Here is a 13,706-nt window from a genome sequence, read left to right as displayed (position 1 = left end):
TTCCTGCCGTGTAGTGGTCAGGCCATTCACGGCAGGGTTATAAACAGAGCTCTGTCTAAAAAGGCCAGTTGAACGCGCCTAGTACGGATAACGGATAGCGTTCTTGCTGCTGATAGCAGCGAATACTTTCGGCCACCAGTGGTGAACGAAGTTGGCGCGAATGCAGAATTTCCTCGGCGGTCAGCCAGCGGCAGCATTCGATATCGCTGTCGTGCGGCTGGGTGTCGACCCGCGCAGGCAGATCGAGCGCGAAGCAAAAGCGTAAAAACGGCGTGTTGTCTGGGGCGATCCATTGGTGCAGACGCAAGAAACTCTGCGGTGTGGCCTGAATGCCCGTTTCTTCCCACAGCTCACGGCTTGCAGCCTGAATCAGCGTCTCGTTGGCTTCCAGATGGCCCGCGGGCTGGTTCCACAATAATTTATCGTTAATTAACTCTTCGACGACCAGAAAATGGTTTTCGGCCTGTACCACACAGGCGACTGTCACATGGGGTTTAAACATCCATTATCTCCTTCCATTCTCCGGGTAACAGGTTTTCTACGGTCTGATTGGCCATGCCGTATCGAATCAGACGCAAGGTAGGATACCCGATATTTGCCGTCATACGACGGACTTGCCGATTACGACCTTCATGCAGCGTGATTTTTAACCAGCAGTCGGGAATGCTTTTACGTTCGCGGATAGGGGGATTACGCGGCCACAACCAACTGGGTTCCGGTACGATCTCCGCACCGGCAGGCAGCGTTTTGCCGTCATTCAGATCTAAACCCGTACGAAAGCGCGTCAGTGCGGCGTCGTCAGGAATACCTTCGACCTGAACATAGTAAATTTTGGCCGTTTTTTGCGTCGGTTGGGTCAGTCGAGCCTGAAGTTTGCCGTCATTGGTGAGAATCATCAGGCCTTCGCTGTCGCGATCCAGACGCCCCGCGGCATAAATACCGCTAATCGGAATATAATCTTTCAGCGTGCGGCGCCCGGCTTCATCAGTGAATTGCGGCAAGACATCGAAGGGTTTATTGAATAAAACGATGCGGCGCGGCGCGTTGTCAGGCTGCCTTTTTCTTGCCGACTGTGAGCTGAATCGTTTAACTTTGTGATTTTTAACAGAGAATTTATTCATCATCTTTATAGTCGCGGATAACAAAAGCATTATACTCAAATGGTTTGCGATTGGCGCGGGCTAAATATTCAAGTAGTATTGACACGCATCTTACAAGTCATTAACAAAATTGCGCTCGAAGGAGAGGTTAATGGAAAGCAAAGTAGTTGTACCGACAGAAGGTCAGAAAATCACGGTTGACGCTCAAGGCAAACTGGTTGTTCCAAACAATCCGGTCATTCCGTTTATCGAAGGCGACGGCATCGGTATCGATGTCACGCCAGCCATGATCAACGTCGTTGACGCCGCCGTGAAGAAAGCCTATCAGGGCAAGCGCGCGATTTCCTGGATGGAAATCTATACGGGTGAAAAATCCACGCAAGTCTACGGTAAAGATGTCTGGCTGCCGGAAGAAACACTGGATTTGATCCGTGAATACCGTGTGGCAATTAAGGGCCCGCTGACAACGCCAGTCGGTGGTGGTATTCGTTCTCTGAACGTTGCACTGCGCCAGCAGTTGGATCTGTATGTTTGCCTGCGTCCGGTACGCTACTACGAAGGTACACCTAGCCCGGTTAAACAGCCTGAGCTGACCGACATGGTGATCTTCCGTGAAAACGCCGAAGACATCTATGCAGGTATCGAGTGGAAAGCGGGCTCTGCTGAAGCAGACAAAGTGATCAAATTCCTGCGTGAAGAAATGGGCGTTAACAAAATCCGTTTCCCTGAGCAGTGTGGTATCGGCGTGAAGCCGTGTTCCGAAGAAGGCACCAAACGTCTGGTTCGCGCTGCTATCGAATACGCGATCACCAACGACCGTGATTCCGTCACGCTGGTGCACAAAGGCAACATCATGAAATTCACCGAAGGCGCGTTTAAAGACTGGGGATACCAGTTGGCGCGTGAAGAATTCGGCGGTGAGCTGATCGATGGCGGCCCATGGGTGAAAATCAAGAACCCGAACACCGGCAAAGAGATCGTGGTAAAAGACGTGATCGCCGATGCGTTCCTGCAACAAATCCTGCTGCGTCCTGCTGAATATGATGTCATCGCCTGTATGAACCTGAACGGTGACTACATTTCTGATGCCCTGGCTGCACAGGTTGGTGGTATCGGTATTGCTCCTGGTGCGAACATCGGTGACGAATGTGCACTGTTTGAAGCCACGCACGGTACTGCACCGAAATATGCGGGTCAGGACAAAGTGAACCCAGGTTCCGTTATTCTGTCTGCTGAAATGATGCTGCGTCACCTGCAATGGTTCGAAGCGGCTGACCTGATTGTTAAAGGCGTTGAGGGTGCTATCAAGAACAAGACCGTGACTTACGATTTCGAACGTCTGATGGAAGGCGCTACGCTGCGTAAATGTAGCGAGTTCGCGCAGGACATTATCGATAACATGTAATCTTACTGTTATCACATTGATCGGCGGGGGCGCTTTGCTCTCGCTGATTTTTAACATCGAAAAATCCATTCAGTAAAATCTCAGTAAAATTCCTCAGTAAAATAGAGTGAAAAATCACCACATTGATGGTGGGATTTCATCCTGCTTTAATCTGAATTGTTAACCAATCTTTACCGCGATCATCATTGTAGCGATCAGTTTGCTGCTGTGATTTATGGCCCAGAAGCATTCGAGTATCTACGTCACCTTGCTCCCTATAAAGCCGCTCTGCTAATGACCGCTGTTCATGAAATGTCGGTGGTGTACCGTTTTCCCACGCCAGCCCCGTCTTGTCTCTGGCGGCACTGAATCGCATTGTAATGGTTCTGGATGCCACGGCAGCGCCACGCTCTGCTTGTGAGGTGGAACGAAAGAAGTGAACCAGATGAGGGCTGACAACGTAATCTCTGCACCGTGCAATGACATCACTCAGCGTCCATCCGGTGGCATTGGATTTTAGTGATAGTGGGATGGCAACCCGGGCACCTGTTTTCTCTTGAACAACATGTAGGTGGTCATCCCAGATATCTGAAAATTTCATATTGGCAATATCCCCTAAGCGTTGAGCCGTCACCAGAGCAAGTAGCATGGCGTTCCCCATGTATTGATGCTGAGCATCGGCCACATCAAAAATGGCCTGCCATTCATCCAAATCCAAACGCTGGCGCTGAATTCTTTTACGTGGCTGCTTAGTGGCAAGTGCAGGGTTATAACCAGGAGGGACTTCACCAGCATGCTGCGCTTCTTTGAAAACATCAATGAGGACGGAGCGAACTACCTGCGCCATGCGTGATTGCCCGTTAGCTTTATAGTCGTCCAAAATTTCTGCAATATCTTTAGCCCCCACCTCCGTGAGTAATTTCATACCTGCGTGCTGATTAAATAAGGATATGGGTTTATTACGTTGTTTGTGAGTATTGAACTTGATATCGCCTGATTTCAGCCTCTCATCTTGAATCGCTTTATATTTTTCTAGCCAACCGCTTACGGTTATACCTTTTCCTGAGATTGACAGAGTGCGTTCACGGATAGCAAATGCCTGTTTCACCTGCTGTTCGCTAATTCGGAGGTTGGCTTCTATTGCGATTGCGGTAGCGTCAGCTTCATTTGTTCCAAGTCCGTGTCTCTTACCCGTTAAAGGGTGTTTATATTGCCAATAAACCCGCTTGGTTCGCGGGTCGGTAAAACAAAATAGATTTTGTACTTTGATGTTATGTTTCCGAGGTCTACCGGCCATCCGAAAGAATCCTTTTCAGCAGTGGGTTATCTGATTTATTTATTGTGGGTTCGGAGATCATGCCTATAAAGCGGGCATCTTGTTCCACCATCCATTTACGTCCGACTTTTTTCGGTGGCGGGGAAATCATGTTGTGCTTGGCATAGTGATATAGCGTGTTATTCGATGGCTTTTCATCACCGAATTCATCTATTGCCCAGACTTTGAGTAAAAGCATTCGCGCCATTGGTCAGTCCTTATAAAGGGCATGCCAAAGACACGCCCTAGTTTTGGTCGTTTTGTCTGTAGAAGGAAGGGGCTTAGGTTAGAGGAAAGTCCAGCTTTCCGTTTCGGCGTTATGGCCGAAGTTGTATTCGATCTGCGGGGATGACAAATCCAGCTTTTTCATTTCTTCAACAACGGTGGTGATAATGGCGATATCCTGATTTAACCGGCTCAGATGATATTTCTTTCGACGTAGCAGGCTTTCTAATGCCAGTTGCTGCGATGGAAAGGCAAAAGAGCGTTCTGCTGATTTTGCGACTTTTTTGATCGCGTACCGCATATTTTTCTTTTTCCACCCGTCGAGCCATCGCGCCTTATCGCGATCAATATCATAATCCTTAGCCCAGCGAGCAGGGCATAAAAAGGCATAGCTATTGGTCTGGTGGAATGCGATATATTGCTCGGCGATAACTTCAATTCCCGCTTCCTGAACGGTTTCAAAATATCGCCAGTAAACGGGGTAACCATTATATTCAGTTTTCGATTCCGGGAATGGAACCGCCCATGATTGAGGCATGTGTTTCTCCTAAATTTATGAAATAAAAAAAGCCGCTGGTTAGGCGTAATCATGGTGACCCGCTTTGGTTTTAGCGATAGCAGCCCGAGCCATCTTGAATTCAGATGAGTCATCATCAAACGCACTCGTAAGATCTACCAGCGCTTCCAGTGCATCGAGCAATTCTTGCTGGTTAATCTGTAATTGATTCTTGTGTCGTGAGTTCCACGCTCTGATTACAGCAACACCCCGATCGTCACTCCCAACATAGTCAGTTTTAATTGTGATACCACAGCCGTTACAGGAAATCTCATGCATATCAAAATCAAACACAGCACTGCCTCCACAAAATGGACAGGGGTTTAAATTTTCGTGCATCACTCACCCTTACCCGATTCTGGATTACTGGACAACTGGAGCATGGCGGCGCGGCAAGCGTTCCACACCTCTTGTGTGATTTCTGCAGGATCTGCGGGATATCCCTGAAATAGTCTATTTAACAAATCTTTAGCTTGTTTGTTGGTGTCTATTTCATTCGGCACTGGTTGCGGAACGGGGCCACGATAAATCATTATTTGGCGGCGCGGGTCGTGGTATGGGTTATCAGTGTCAATCTTGTACAGATATGCACATTTATGTGCCGCTAAGTCGCGCAGTTCTTCTGCATCTGTCCACGCAAAAGGTTCTTGCTTTTCCAACGTTGCCAGTTGTGTGCGGAGGGATAGGATTTCACGCGCCATTTCAGCAGCCTCTTTTATCGCCTCTTCGAGAATGCCGGAGTCAGCGCCATGCATAGTCGATAATGCGTTTAGCCGTTTATTTGTTAAACCTGTCATTTATTTTCTCCTTTGAGAAAGCAAATCCAGTGGGTGTTACTGCGCTTGCCTGATAGGTGGCCGAATGCTGGCCTTTGATCGGTAAGTGCCAGCACGTCACGAACTGGGATCTGTGTTTCGTTCCATTTAAAGATGAGCGTGCCGAGCGGTCGCAGGACTCTAAAGGCTTCACTGAATCCGGCACGCAAATCGTCTTGCCATGTTTCCCTGTCTAACGCGCCGTATTTTTTACGCAGCCAACTGCTCTCGCCAGCGCGTAGAAGGTGGGGCGGATCGAAAACAACAAGGGCGAATTGCGCATCGTCAAAGGGAAGGGCGCGAAAGTCGGCGATAACATCGGGGTTAATTTCCAGACTACGCCCATCACATAAGACATGGCGCTCTCAGCGAATGTCGGAAAATACAGCGCGGTCGTCGCTTTTATCGAACCAAAACATGCGCGACCCGCTGCACATATCAAGAATTGGATGTTGGGAAGGCATTAATCACCCCGCACAGGTACAGCGGCATCAACAGGCAAGCACTCATAAGCGCTAGGCAATTTCTGCGCCCTGATATCGGCTTCACAATTTTGCAGATCGGGATAAATCCAGCTTTGTGGCTCGTATTGGCAGGGCTGGAACGTGTAACAGACATAAAGAAATAGACCGAACAAGGCGGCCTCCTTCGGTATTTGCTGGAAAAGGGGATAGCCGCATCACAGAACGGATGCGGCTATGTTATGGAGATATCAGCAGAGGATTAATCGTAGTGCGGGTAGTAGAAGTCATCAGGATCGCAATCAATGATAATTTTTGACTGCCCGTAGTACAGAGCGAACATCATTTTTTCCCAGTCTCTGCGGATAAGATCTGTGCTGAGATGGTCTTGTACGAGCTTGTCATCGATCGCTGCTGCATAAATACGATAGACCTGCTCGCCTTCAAATACTTCGCCATCGACGGGAGCAAGGCTTAAGCGATTGTTGGGTCGGGCGGTTAATGAAGAATGGCGGTTGTTCCGGCTACTGCCTGGCTCTTTATCAAAATAGATGGTCCGGTAATCGTCACAGGGATAACTTCCGTCTACGATCTCAAGTGAGGGGGAGTCCCAGCCTTCGGTTGCTGCACGCTCTGCGTTATCTTTGATGAACGCTTCCATCAATGTGCTTAATTTGATAACTGGCAACAGTAACTTTTCATCCATGACATCGTTCAGCACCGCCTCTGCTTTAGCAATCATGTCGTTTGCAATATTGCTGCTGGCGAAGGTGGCACGCAGACGCTCTTCGATCATGGCGTTGTATCGCCCAAGGTCTACAACACGTTCTATGCCGCCCGGTAATGCGTTTTTGAAAGCATCTTTGACGCCTTTTCCAAAATTATCCCAAGTGCAAAAGGAGTCTTTGACAACTTCTTCAACGAAGCGTGCAACATGCCTGTCGATGATTTCCAGCATCGCAGGGCTGGCGGCAAATTGAGTAATGCGGCTCGCCAGTAATTCGGGAAGGGGGAGCGTATTTAACGGAGACGTGTCTACGATAGTGTTTTTTCAGTGGTATTATTGGTCATTGGTCAGTCCTTACTTATTTGATTTGTTTAAATTCGATAACCCAGATCCACGAATTGGCTTGCCAGCTTCCTGCTCCGTAAATCGATTCCCATAAATCCCGATACCAGAGGAACGGATCGTATTCACCACCATCAGTGGCTCGTTCCGCTGGGTATCCCTCTGCGATAAGCCCATCGCGCGGGATGTGTTTAAGGCGCTCAACGCGCACATCTGTAATTTCCAGCAGAATGCGGGACGCATAGCGCGGCATATGAATTGATGGTATCCATTTATAACCACGAATATTGGCATCAGATTTAGCCAGGCGGTCTGTCGCGGCGTAACGCAAATCTTGGCAATGCCCTTGTCGAGGCTTAACTTGCTCATAGCTTCCGGGCTCTAGAGCTGCAAACGTCTCACGCCCCCAGAGGCGATCGCCGAGTTGCCCGAATGGGCATTTAGCGCTCCATGTTCCGCCAGTGCTTTTGGTGTATGCATACAAGCCATCAACCTCATCACCGTTTTCAGCACGGCCTGAGATTATTTCTATCTGGTGATCATGGAGGTACTGGCTACGGTCGAATGGCTGATTTTTGATAATCCGTCGCGTCTGTGTTTTGCGACCATCTAGAATGGCGCGAACCATTTCGACATTGAAAATCATTCCCCGTTCTTTCACTCAAGCCTCCTTACCCAGTCGATGCAAAATCACCGCTTTAGAGGGCAGCGGCAGTTGCTGAGCTAATTGCCACTGTTTGCGCTGAATTTGGGTTTTGTGCGCCAGCAGTTTGCGGATATCGCCTACCGGGATACTGGTATCTTTGGCGATCACATTTTCGTTGATGCCGCGGCGGTGCAACTGATAGATGCCGAGCATGATGGATGACGAGTAATTACGCCGTGCGCCAATACGTGGCGTTGTTGGTTGCTGTTTCTGAGGGCCATAGCCAGTGTAAATGGGTTTAGGCTCTGGTTTATACGGTTCCCCCACGCGTATTGATGACCGGGTGCGCATGCGGTAAATGATGACCGGCAGCCAGTTACATTTGTCGTCTTCTGGCTTAAACAACACGCCAACAGGGTTCAATTCTTCATCCATCATGCGGCCTCGCTCTGTTTTTGTGCCAATTCCCAATCCTTTACCAACCCCATGCACTTCGCATGCACCTGGCGGGCCGTGCTGATTCCAAAGCCTTTTACTTTCTCGGCCAGCGCATCCGGCGTGCGGCGCACTACATCAAACAGCGAGTGAATGCCCGCAGCGCTGAGTAGGTCGAGGTGCTGCTCTTTCAACGGGAGCGAACCGGCCAACACGGATTCTGCCCATTCAGCGCGACGAACTAAGTGAGGATGCGTTTCTTCCAGCAGCTCACGAATTCGTGCGGTAACGGCTTCCGTTAAGCCTTCCGGCCATGAGTCTTTGAAGTTTTCTACCGTGGGGTAGATTGGTACTGCCCATTCCGACACCGATACGATCATGCAGATGCCGATGGTGCTGCGGATCTCAAGATGCCAGTCGATATCGTTCAGGATTTTCACGTCATACTCAGGGGAGTAAAGCTGCAATCCCCATTGGAAGGTGTAGAAGTAGAACTGTACGCCGTCGGCAGTCTGCCAGTGACGCTGCTCAACATCACCATCTGCACGCTGTAGACGTGCCTTCATATCTGTAACCGCGTGATTCAACTCATCGTTGAGCTGAACCATGCTGGATAGTTTGCTGGTTTTATCAGCTAGCTCCTTCTTTAATCGACGGATTTCAGTCAGTTGCTGATCGCGTAGCGTGCGGCAGTCACTCAGCTCATTTTTCTTCTGCGTAAGCTGCGCCTTCGTACGTTCAGGATTGAGGGATTTTAACTGATTCAGTTCAGCCGCCAGCATCCCCTTTTCGGTGATGGTCAGCTTGTATTTTGCAGTGACGCTATCACGCTCGGCGGTGGCTTCGGCGGCAGCCAGTTCTGCGTTTTCAATGCGCTCCTGAACCTGCGTCAACGCCAAGTCTTTGGTGATGAGGCCGCTTTCGGCTGCCTCAAGCCGGTCAATAATTGCGTTGTAGTCATCGACTTCTTTATTAAGCTGCTCAATGCACAGGGCCTGTGCTTGGTCTAATAAAACCTCAGCGCTTTCTACCGAGCGCTGAACGATCCCTGTGGTTTGCTCGATCGCTAAAGAGAGTTGCGCCCGAACGGGGCGCAGGGAAGATTCCAACACGCCAGCGGCGGTTGTTGTGGTTGTCATAACGATTTCCTGATGTTATCCCCAGCAAGGGGAAAAGAATTAATTGCGGAGAGTGAAGGAGCGGACGAGATTGTTGGCGACGGCATCCAGCAATTTTTTTGCTGTACCTTTGGCTATTTTGATTTCGGCACTGACTAAATCAGTCAGTAGCTGCTCCAGCAGGATATTGAGATCGGGTTGTATTGCGGCAACCTGATTGGTTTCGCCCAACGTTTCCGGCCAGTTGATGGTGCCTGGTGGATAGAGCGGTGTGCGTGTGGCTTGTGCCGGAGTCTCCGTTACTGTTTCTTGCGCCTGCTGCGCCTCCAGCCGAGTAGTTTCTTCTTGGCGGATCCGTTCACGCTCAGCTTCCAGCCGTGCATCTTCAGCCTTTTTGTGCGCATCAATACGTGCTGTTACTGCCAGTTTGAAATCATCGAATGGCTTAGCGACCAATTGTTGTAGGTCTGGCAGTAGCGCGCGGTAATCTGCGGCGTTGGTGTCCAGCCAGCCCAATTTGGTGCGCAAATCCGCTGCTTGCTGATCGGCGGCTATTTTGCCATTCGCCAGCGCCGTGTCGATCTTGTCCTGAATGCTCGACATGGTTTTTAGGCCTTTGATGGCACCCGCAAAGTCCGGTACTGTTACAGCTAGATACACGCCATTGATTTCTTTCTGTAGTTCGGAGATGTGAGCGGAAAAAGCTTTACGCGCTACTACCACTTTCTCAGCACGGCGGCGCTCTTTCTCACTGGCAAGTAGCTTTTCAGCCATAAGGCGATTGTCGCGCACCAATTTGGCGAGCATATCTTTCTGGCGTTTTGCTTCATCCACGCTTTGTAACTGCGCCAGCATCATGGATTCGGCAGCGTTCAGGGTATCTTCCGCCTTTTTCATCGCCTTGATTTGCAAGTCGAGATCGGCGAAATCCTGATCGGTTTGTGGTTCTCTGATCAGCTTATTTTCGATGAAATCGCGCAGAGCCACTTCGAAAATTTTGAAGTTCTCCCGAACCTCAATCTGACCGTTAACTTGCACAGTCACTGCTGGCAGATCCTGTATAGCTTCGGCGATAACTGCAGGAGCCGGTTCGGGCAATTCGTAGACGGCTAGATCCCGGTCGAACTGTGCCCAACCAGCGCGAATGCGTTCGAACCATTCAATGTCAGATTGTACTTCCATGCAGACGAGGTTTTCCGGCGTACCATCGGAGACTGTGAAGATGACACGTTTAGCCCCCGTTATCATCATGATCTGCTGGCATTGCGGCATATGCTCTTCAGGAAGAATACCCTCATATACCGATGAGGCGAGTTCTTCCGCCCATTGCTTGTGCTCGAATGCGGTATCGTAGAACATCGTCAGTCCGTCGCAGGACGCAGACAAATTGCCGCCTTCGTCCTCATTTGAACACGTCACCGGGTAGAGGTCTTCGCCGATAATCCCTTCAACCAGTGGACGAGCAAGTGCTTCAACCTGGTGTCCATAGTCGAGGATATTTGTCTGCACCCAGTCGGAGAACTCTTTGGGGGTGCCGGTGTGTTTGATACGAAGCAGTTCGGAGCGTGTTGCCTTTTTCGAAAGACCCAGCATTGCGGCTGCTTCACTTGCGCCGTGGTGTGTTAGGCGGAAGGCCGCCCATTCGTCACTGCCTTGGATAAGTTCATGAATTTTCATTACAGGCTACTCCCGCTGTTGGCCCACGATGCGATTTCCATTTTTTGGTCATCATTGAGTATTTCTTTGGTTTGAATCATGGCTATCAGGTCGTTCACTGATTTACCGCCCTCGATAGCCTTGCACCATCCGGCTTTCTTCTTTCCAAAGGTTTCATCACTGCATGTCGGCAACACATTGCCTTGTGATCCGCTTCTTGTAACGCCGGTAGTCTGCTGTTCAGCCTTGTTCTCCATGACGGATTTCCACGATGATTCACCGTCTCGGATGGCACCATAGATGCCGCGCAAGTTGACCAATTCAGCAGGAGAGCAAGTATCAAGACTGTGTCCCAAGTATTCGGCCAAATCAGCAGCCTTAACGCCGATCTCTCCGAATGCGTCAGCGATTCGCTTGCGCTCGGCGTCGGGATCGCTTGCGGCCTCATCTAATCGGATAGCTTTGATGATGGACTCGGCTTCGTCCTGAAGATCGCCAGGAATGATGCGCAGCCCTAGTGTGCGAATGGCCTTTGAAATTTGCGCTGCGCGTTTGTTCAACAAGTCATCGTCGGTGGCTGAGACTGTATAGGCGTTCTTGTTGTAGCTGTTCTTGCGCACGCTGATGTAACTGCCGTCGTCGTTGGGTTTCGAGCGTTCGACGGTTTTGGTTACGCGCACATCCAACGGATAGGTAAGGTTGGATTCCAAATCGGTCACAGAGACGCGGTGGATTTCCTTGTTCTCGTCTTCGAAAATCATGCTGGTTTCCACCAGTACGTTCGTCATACAGCGTAGTGCTACCTCGACGAAACGGATGCCCAGTCCTTCTACGCCGTTACCAATGGGTTTGCGGTAGTAGGCGCTTTTGTTATTGGCGAAGCTGGGGCGCCTGCATTCCTTCAGCAGGTCTTGGCGCACTTGATCCCATTGGCGGGGGCGGCGAAGCGCCATGATATAACGGGCTTCCACCATCGCCTTGGCTTGTGCAGCCGCCGCGGTAGCGGAAGTTTCCAGAGCCGTCAGGGTGTTGCTGACGCCTCCGAAATCCTGGCGCACGGCCAGAGCTTGAGAATCATGAGAAGTCATGGTCAGTCCTTATTACATAATTAACGACAAAACAGAAAACGCGGTCGCGATGACGACGATCAGGAATATCAGGCCGTTTTTCTGCTGTGGATTTTGGTGAATATTGTGGCTACCGACGCGATGGCGGTACTGGATATGTTTAACGGAGGTGGAGGGCATGATATGCTCCTTAGCGATCGGGTTGGTCCCCGATCAACTGCTGATGACTATGGTCATTGGTCAGTCCTTATGGTCAACGGTTTGGTCGCTGTTGACCGGGATAGCCCCAGTGCAAACTGGGGCTTTTCTCTTTCTGGGTTACCAGAGAAATTCATCAGGTACGCTGTTCTCTTCAGCATCGAGCTCGCTGATGCGTTCAGTGGCTACCGTCATGAAAAACAACTTTTCCTGAAATTCCTCCAAACATTCAGCCATTTCTGGTGATTCGATTAATCGAAGAATTGGCCGCTTCTCAATGCCAGAAACGCACCCTGATACGATGAGTTGTTTCAGGAGATCGGTAAAATTTCCGTTTTGGCGCAGTAATTCAATGCGTTCTTCCAGTACCGCCTTTTCTACAGGGCTGGTATGTAACTTGCGCTCATACCGTTCAAGCCGCTCCTCCCGCATTCGTTGGTAGTTGTATTCGTTCATCGGAAACCTCGCTTTTTGCCAATAAACTTACTCATGCGCCCCGTATGAGTGGGCGCATGGTGAAAGCCTACTTAGTTACTCTTCGGTCTTTTCCTCATTGATGCGCTGATAGGGGAAACGGTCGGTGTGAGGCTTGATGTTGCGATAGAAGTGGCTGCCAACTGAATCAGCACCGGAGAACGCGGCGAAATCGTCGGCGCTTACGTTGTTGTAGTGGTACAGGTTGCCCGGTGCGTTATCGCGCCCGTTGAAACGAATAGCCAGCGTGCCAGTCACTGGATCGTGACCGATACTGTGGATCTGGGATGATTTAACGGGAGTCATGTTGATGGTCATTGGTGAGTCCTTAATCGAAAGAAATAAAAAAGCCACCCGAAGGTGGCCGTGGTTGCCCTGGTGAGGCGTAAAACTCGCTTTTCAGGCGAAAAAAAAGCCCACCGAAGTGAGCTTGATTTAGGTATTTAGTAAACTCCGCGTGGAATTTTGCTGCTGCCACGCATTTTCTGGCGACCGACCGCTGAGTAGCCAACGTAACGATCTGGATCGCTACCGTCGTTGGCTTTAGCTGAACGCAGCTTTTGCGGTTGGGTAGGGGCTGGCATTGGTTCGCGGCAAACTATCGCTGTTAGTGCTTTTGTTACGCGGTCACTTTTACGCTGGGTAATGCGTTGAAGGTTCTCTACGCACTGACGAGCATTTGCGGTACGGCGTTTTTTACGTGGCTTGGTCATTGGTCAGTCCTTATTTCTTGGTTTGCTTTGGTTGGTGTGGTAGCTGGTACTGATCTCCAGCTTGTCTATTCAGGTGTTAGTCGCCACCGCCGAAACGGGATAAACGTTAATATTTTCACCTGCTTTGTTGGTTGCTACGGCTTACCGGGTATTTACACAACTTGTCTTACAGCCTGTCTTTTCCAGCAACCACTGGGCCCGTTACGCCCGCGTATCAGCCTACGCATTCACCACACCCCAAAGAAAACCAGCCACACTCTCGCAGTGGCCGCGCTCATGCCCTTGAGTCGTACGCCGCCCTATGGCCGCCCATAACCAGTTCAGGATTGGCTTTCCTGATGCTTCCCCGGCGCTACTTTTATTCATTAACCCTAACCAGATGCGAAGCTGGCTCTCTACGTGGAGACTCGGGGCAGCATCATTACTGCTGCATTGGCACTACTTGCCGCGGCCTATCCGCTCTATTACTTCATC

General features: G+C 50.2%; 18 protein-coding genes and 1 pseudogene. 1 reads left to right on the top strand and 18 read right to left on the bottom strand.

Features of this window, described 5'->3' with window-relative positions:
• Positions 1–55: 55 nt before the first annotated feature.
• Both Q3A88_RS00355 and rluE read right to left on the bottom strand, forming a co-directional pair.
• On the bottom strand, positions 56–502 hold the full coding sequence (locus Q3A88_RS00355; RefSeq protein WP_039496063.1) for an NUDIX hydrolase: 447 nt from the start codon (positions 500–502) through the stop codon (positions 56–58).
• On the bottom strand, positions 495–1,121 hold the full coding sequence (gene rluE / locus Q3A88_RS00350) for a 23S rRNA pseudouridine(2457) synthase RluE (protein WP_233991073.1): 627 nt from the start codon (positions 1,119–1,121) through the stop codon (positions 495–497). The genes Q3A88_RS00355 and rluE overlap by 8 nt, the downstream gene beginning before the upstream one ends.
• Before the next feature lie 130 nt (positions 1,122–1,251).
• Here rluE and icd point away from each other — a divergent pair, with 130 nt between their 5' ends.
• Positions 1,252–2,505, top strand: a complete 1,254-nt coding sequence (gene icd, locus Q3A88_RS00345; RefSeq protein ID WP_116155795.1) for an NADP-dependent isocitrate dehydrogenase — start codon at positions 1,252–1,254, stop codon at positions 2,503–2,505.
• Between the two features lie 136 nt (positions 2,506–2,641).
• On the opposite strand, the gene Q3A88_RS00340 is transcribed toward icd, so the two are convergent.
• The 16 genes and pseudogenes from Q3A88_RS00340 to Q3A88_RS00265 all read right to left on the bottom strand — a co-directional run bounded on the left by Q3A88_RS00340 (position 2,642) and on the right by Q3A88_RS00265 (position 13,232).
• A complete protein-coding gene (locus tag Q3A88_RS00340; protein ID WP_116238207.1) occupies positions 2,642–3,781 on the bottom strand; it encodes a site-specific integrase in 1,140 nt (379 codons plus the stop codon).
• Positions 3,771–4,007, bottom strand: coding sequence for an excisionase (locus Q3A88_RS00335; protein WP_116166573.1), 237 nt, complete (start codon positions 4,005–4,007; stop codon positions 3,771–3,773). The genes Q3A88_RS00340 and Q3A88_RS00335 overlap by 11 nt, the downstream gene beginning before the upstream one ends.
• A 78-nt stretch (positions 4,008–4,085) precedes the next feature.
• Complete coding sequence (locus Q3A88_RS00330; RefSeq protein WP_317177206.1) at positions 4,086–4,562, bottom strand: hypothetical protein; 477 nt, start codon at positions 4,560–4,562, stop codon at positions 4,086–4,088.
• A gap of 39 nt (positions 4,563–4,601) precedes the next feature.
• The gene (locus tag Q3A88_RS00325; RefSeq protein WP_317177205.1) at positions 4,602–4,919 is read right to left on the bottom strand and encodes a Lar family restriction alleviation protein; all 318 of its coding nucleotides are present in this window, start codon (positions 4,917–4,919) and stop codon (positions 4,602–4,604) included.
• Positions 4,919–5,377 (bottom strand): hypothetical protein, encoded by a 459-nt coding sequence (locus Q3A88_RS00320; RefSeq protein WP_317177204.1) that lies wholly within the window; start codon positions 5,375–5,377, stop codon positions 4,919–4,921. The genes Q3A88_RS00325 and Q3A88_RS00320 overlap by 1 nt, the downstream gene beginning before the upstream one ends.
• Positions 5,374–5,859, bottom strand: a pseudogene (locus Q3A88_RS00315) (class I SAM-dependent methyltransferase). Before Q3A88_RS00315 ends, Q3A88_RS00320 begins: the two are co-directional and overlap by 4 nt.
• Positions 5,860–6,118: 259 nt before the next feature.
• A complete protein-coding gene (locus Q3A88_RS00310; RefSeq protein WP_317177203.1) occupies positions 6,119–6,814 on the bottom strand; it encodes a hypothetical protein in 696 nt (231 codons plus the stop codon).
• 127 nt (positions 6,815–6,941) lie between these two features.
• Entirely contained in the window at positions 6,942–7,571 is a 630-nt protein-coding gene (locus Q3A88_RS00305; protein ID WP_410522752.1) for a hypothetical protein, read from the bottom strand.
• A gap of 15 nt (positions 7,572–7,586) precedes the next feature.
• Positions 7,587–8,009: a hypothetical protein gene (locus tag Q3A88_RS00300; protein WP_317177201.1), complete on the bottom strand. Its 423-nt coding sequence runs from the start codon at positions 8,007–8,009 to the stop codon at positions 7,587–7,589.
• Positions 8,006–9,145 (bottom strand): hypothetical protein, encoded by a 1,140-nt coding sequence (locus Q3A88_RS00295; RefSeq protein ID WP_317177200.1) that lies wholly within the window; start codon positions 9,143–9,145, stop codon positions 8,006–8,008. Before Q3A88_RS00295 ends, Q3A88_RS00300 begins: the two co-directional genes overlap by 4 nt.
• 39 nt (positions 9,146–9,184) lie before the next feature.
• Positions 9,185–10,801: a YqaJ viral recombinase family protein gene (locus Q3A88_RS00290; RefSeq protein ID WP_317177199.1), complete on the bottom strand. Its 1,617-nt coding sequence runs from the start codon at positions 10,799–10,801 to the stop codon at positions 9,185–9,187.
• Complete coding sequence (locus Q3A88_RS00285) at positions 10,801–11,868, bottom strand: hypothetical protein (protein ID WP_317177198.1); 1,068 nt, start codon at positions 11,866–11,868, stop codon at positions 10,801–10,803. Before Q3A88_RS00285 ends, Q3A88_RS00290 begins: the two co-directional genes overlap by 1 nt.
• A gap of 12 nt (positions 11,869–11,880) precedes the next feature.
• Positions 11,881–12,027, bottom strand: coding sequence for a hypothetical protein (locus Q3A88_RS00280; protein ID WP_317177197.1), 147 nt, complete (start codon positions 12,025–12,027; stop codon positions 11,881–11,883).
• Between the two features lie 138 nt (positions 12,028–12,165).
• Positions 12,166–12,501 (bottom strand): hypothetical protein, encoded by a 336-nt coding sequence (locus Q3A88_RS00275; RefSeq protein ID WP_317177196.1) that lies wholly within the window; start codon positions 12,499–12,501, stop codon positions 12,166–12,168.
• A gap of 75 nt (positions 12,502–12,576) precedes the next feature.
• On the bottom strand, positions 12,577–12,837 hold the full coding sequence (locus Q3A88_RS00270; protein ID WP_317177195.1) for a KTSC domain-containing protein: 261 nt from the start codon (positions 12,835–12,837) through the stop codon (positions 12,577–12,579).
• Positions 12,838–12,962: 125 nt separating this feature from the next.
• Positions 12,963–13,232: a hypothetical protein gene (locus Q3A88_RS00265; RefSeq protein ID WP_317177194.1), complete on the bottom strand. Its 270-nt coding sequence runs from the start codon at positions 13,230–13,232 to the stop codon at positions 12,963–12,965.
• Positions 13,233–13,706 lie beyond the last annotated feature (474 nt).

It is taken from the genome of Pectobacterium sp. HCp5_1 (genome assembly GCF_032905925.1).
Taxonomy (GTDB): Bacteria; Pseudomonadota; Gammaproteobacteria; order Enterobacterales; family Enterobacteriaceae; genus Pectobacterium; species Pectobacterium brasiliense_A.
The sequence above is the reverse complement of the archived record's forward strand: the minus strand, read 5'-3'. Positions and strand labels throughout refer to the sequence as shown.

Excerpts from the sequence above, each read along its gene's own strand:
- Q3A88_RS00355 (WP_039496063.1), bottom strand. The coding sequence starts at position 502 with ATGTTTAAACCCCATGTGACAGTCGCCTGTGTGGTACAGGCCGAAAAC.
- Q3A88_RS00335 (WP_116166573.1), bottom strand. The coding sequence starts at position 4,007 with ATGGCGCGAATGCTTTTACTCAAAGTCTGGGCAATAGATGAATTCGGT.
- Q3A88_RS00330 (WP_317177206.1), bottom strand. The coding sequence starts at position 4,562 with ATGCCTCAATCATGGGCGGTTCCATTCCCGGAATCGAAAACTGAATAT.
- Q3A88_RS00340 (WP_116238207.1), bottom strand. The coding sequence starts at position 3,781 with ATGGCCGGTAGACCTCGGAAACATAACATCAAAGTACAAAATCTATTT.
- Q3A88_RS00290 (WP_317177199.1), bottom strand. The coding sequence starts at position 10,801 with ATGAAAATTCATGAACTTATCCAAGGCAGTGACGAATGGGCGGCCTTC.
- Q3A88_RS00320 (WP_317177204.1), bottom strand. The coding sequence starts at position 5,377 with ATGACAGGTTTAACAAATAAACGGCTAAACGCATTATCGACTATGCAT.
- Q3A88_RS00270 (WP_317177195.1), bottom strand. The coding sequence starts at position 12,837 with ATGACCATCAACATGACTCCCGTTAAATCATCCCAGATCCACAGTATC.
- rluE (WP_233991073.1), bottom strand. The coding sequence starts at position 1,121 with ATGAATAAATTCTCTGTTAAAAATCACAAAGTTAAACGATTCAGCTCA.
- Q3A88_RS00305 (WP_410522752.1), bottom strand. The coding sequence starts at position 7,571 with ATGATTTTCAATGTCGAAATGGTTCGCGCCATTCTAGATGGTCGCAAA.
- Q3A88_RS00275 (WP_317177196.1), bottom strand. The coding sequence starts at position 12,501 with ATGAACGAATACAACTACCAACGAATGCGGGAGGAGCGGCTTGAACGG.
- icd (WP_116155795.1), top strand. The coding sequence starts at position 1,252 with ATGGAAAGCAAAGTAGTTGTACCGACAGAAGGTCAGAAAATCACGGTT.
- Q3A88_RS00265 (WP_317177194.1), bottom strand. The coding sequence starts at position 13,232 with ATGACCAAGCCACGTAAAAAACGCCGTACCGCAAATGCTCGTCAGTGC.
- Q3A88_RS00300 (WP_317177201.1), bottom strand. The coding sequence starts at position 8,009 with ATGATGGATGAAGAATTGAACCCTGTTGGCGTGTTGTTTAAGCCAGAA.
- Q3A88_RS00280 (WP_317177197.1), bottom strand. The coding sequence starts at position 12,027 with ATGCCCTCCACCTCCGTTAAACATATCCAGTACCGCCATCGCGTCGGT.
- Q3A88_RS00285 (WP_317177198.1), bottom strand. The coding sequence starts at position 11,868 with ATGACTTCTCATGATTCTCAAGCTCTGGCCGTGCGCCAGGATTTCGGA.
- Q3A88_RS00310 (WP_317177203.1), bottom strand. The coding sequence starts at position 6,814 with ATGCTGGAAATCATCGACAGGCATGTTGCACGCTTCGTTGAAGAAGTT.
- Q3A88_RS00295 (WP_317177200.1), bottom strand. The coding sequence starts at position 9,145 with ATGACAACCACAACAACCGCCGCTGGCGTGTTGGAATCTTCCCTGCGC.
- Q3A88_RS00325 (WP_317177205.1), bottom strand. The coding sequence starts at position 4,919 with ATGCACGAAAATTTAAACCCCTGTCCATTTTGTGGAGGCAGTGCTGTG.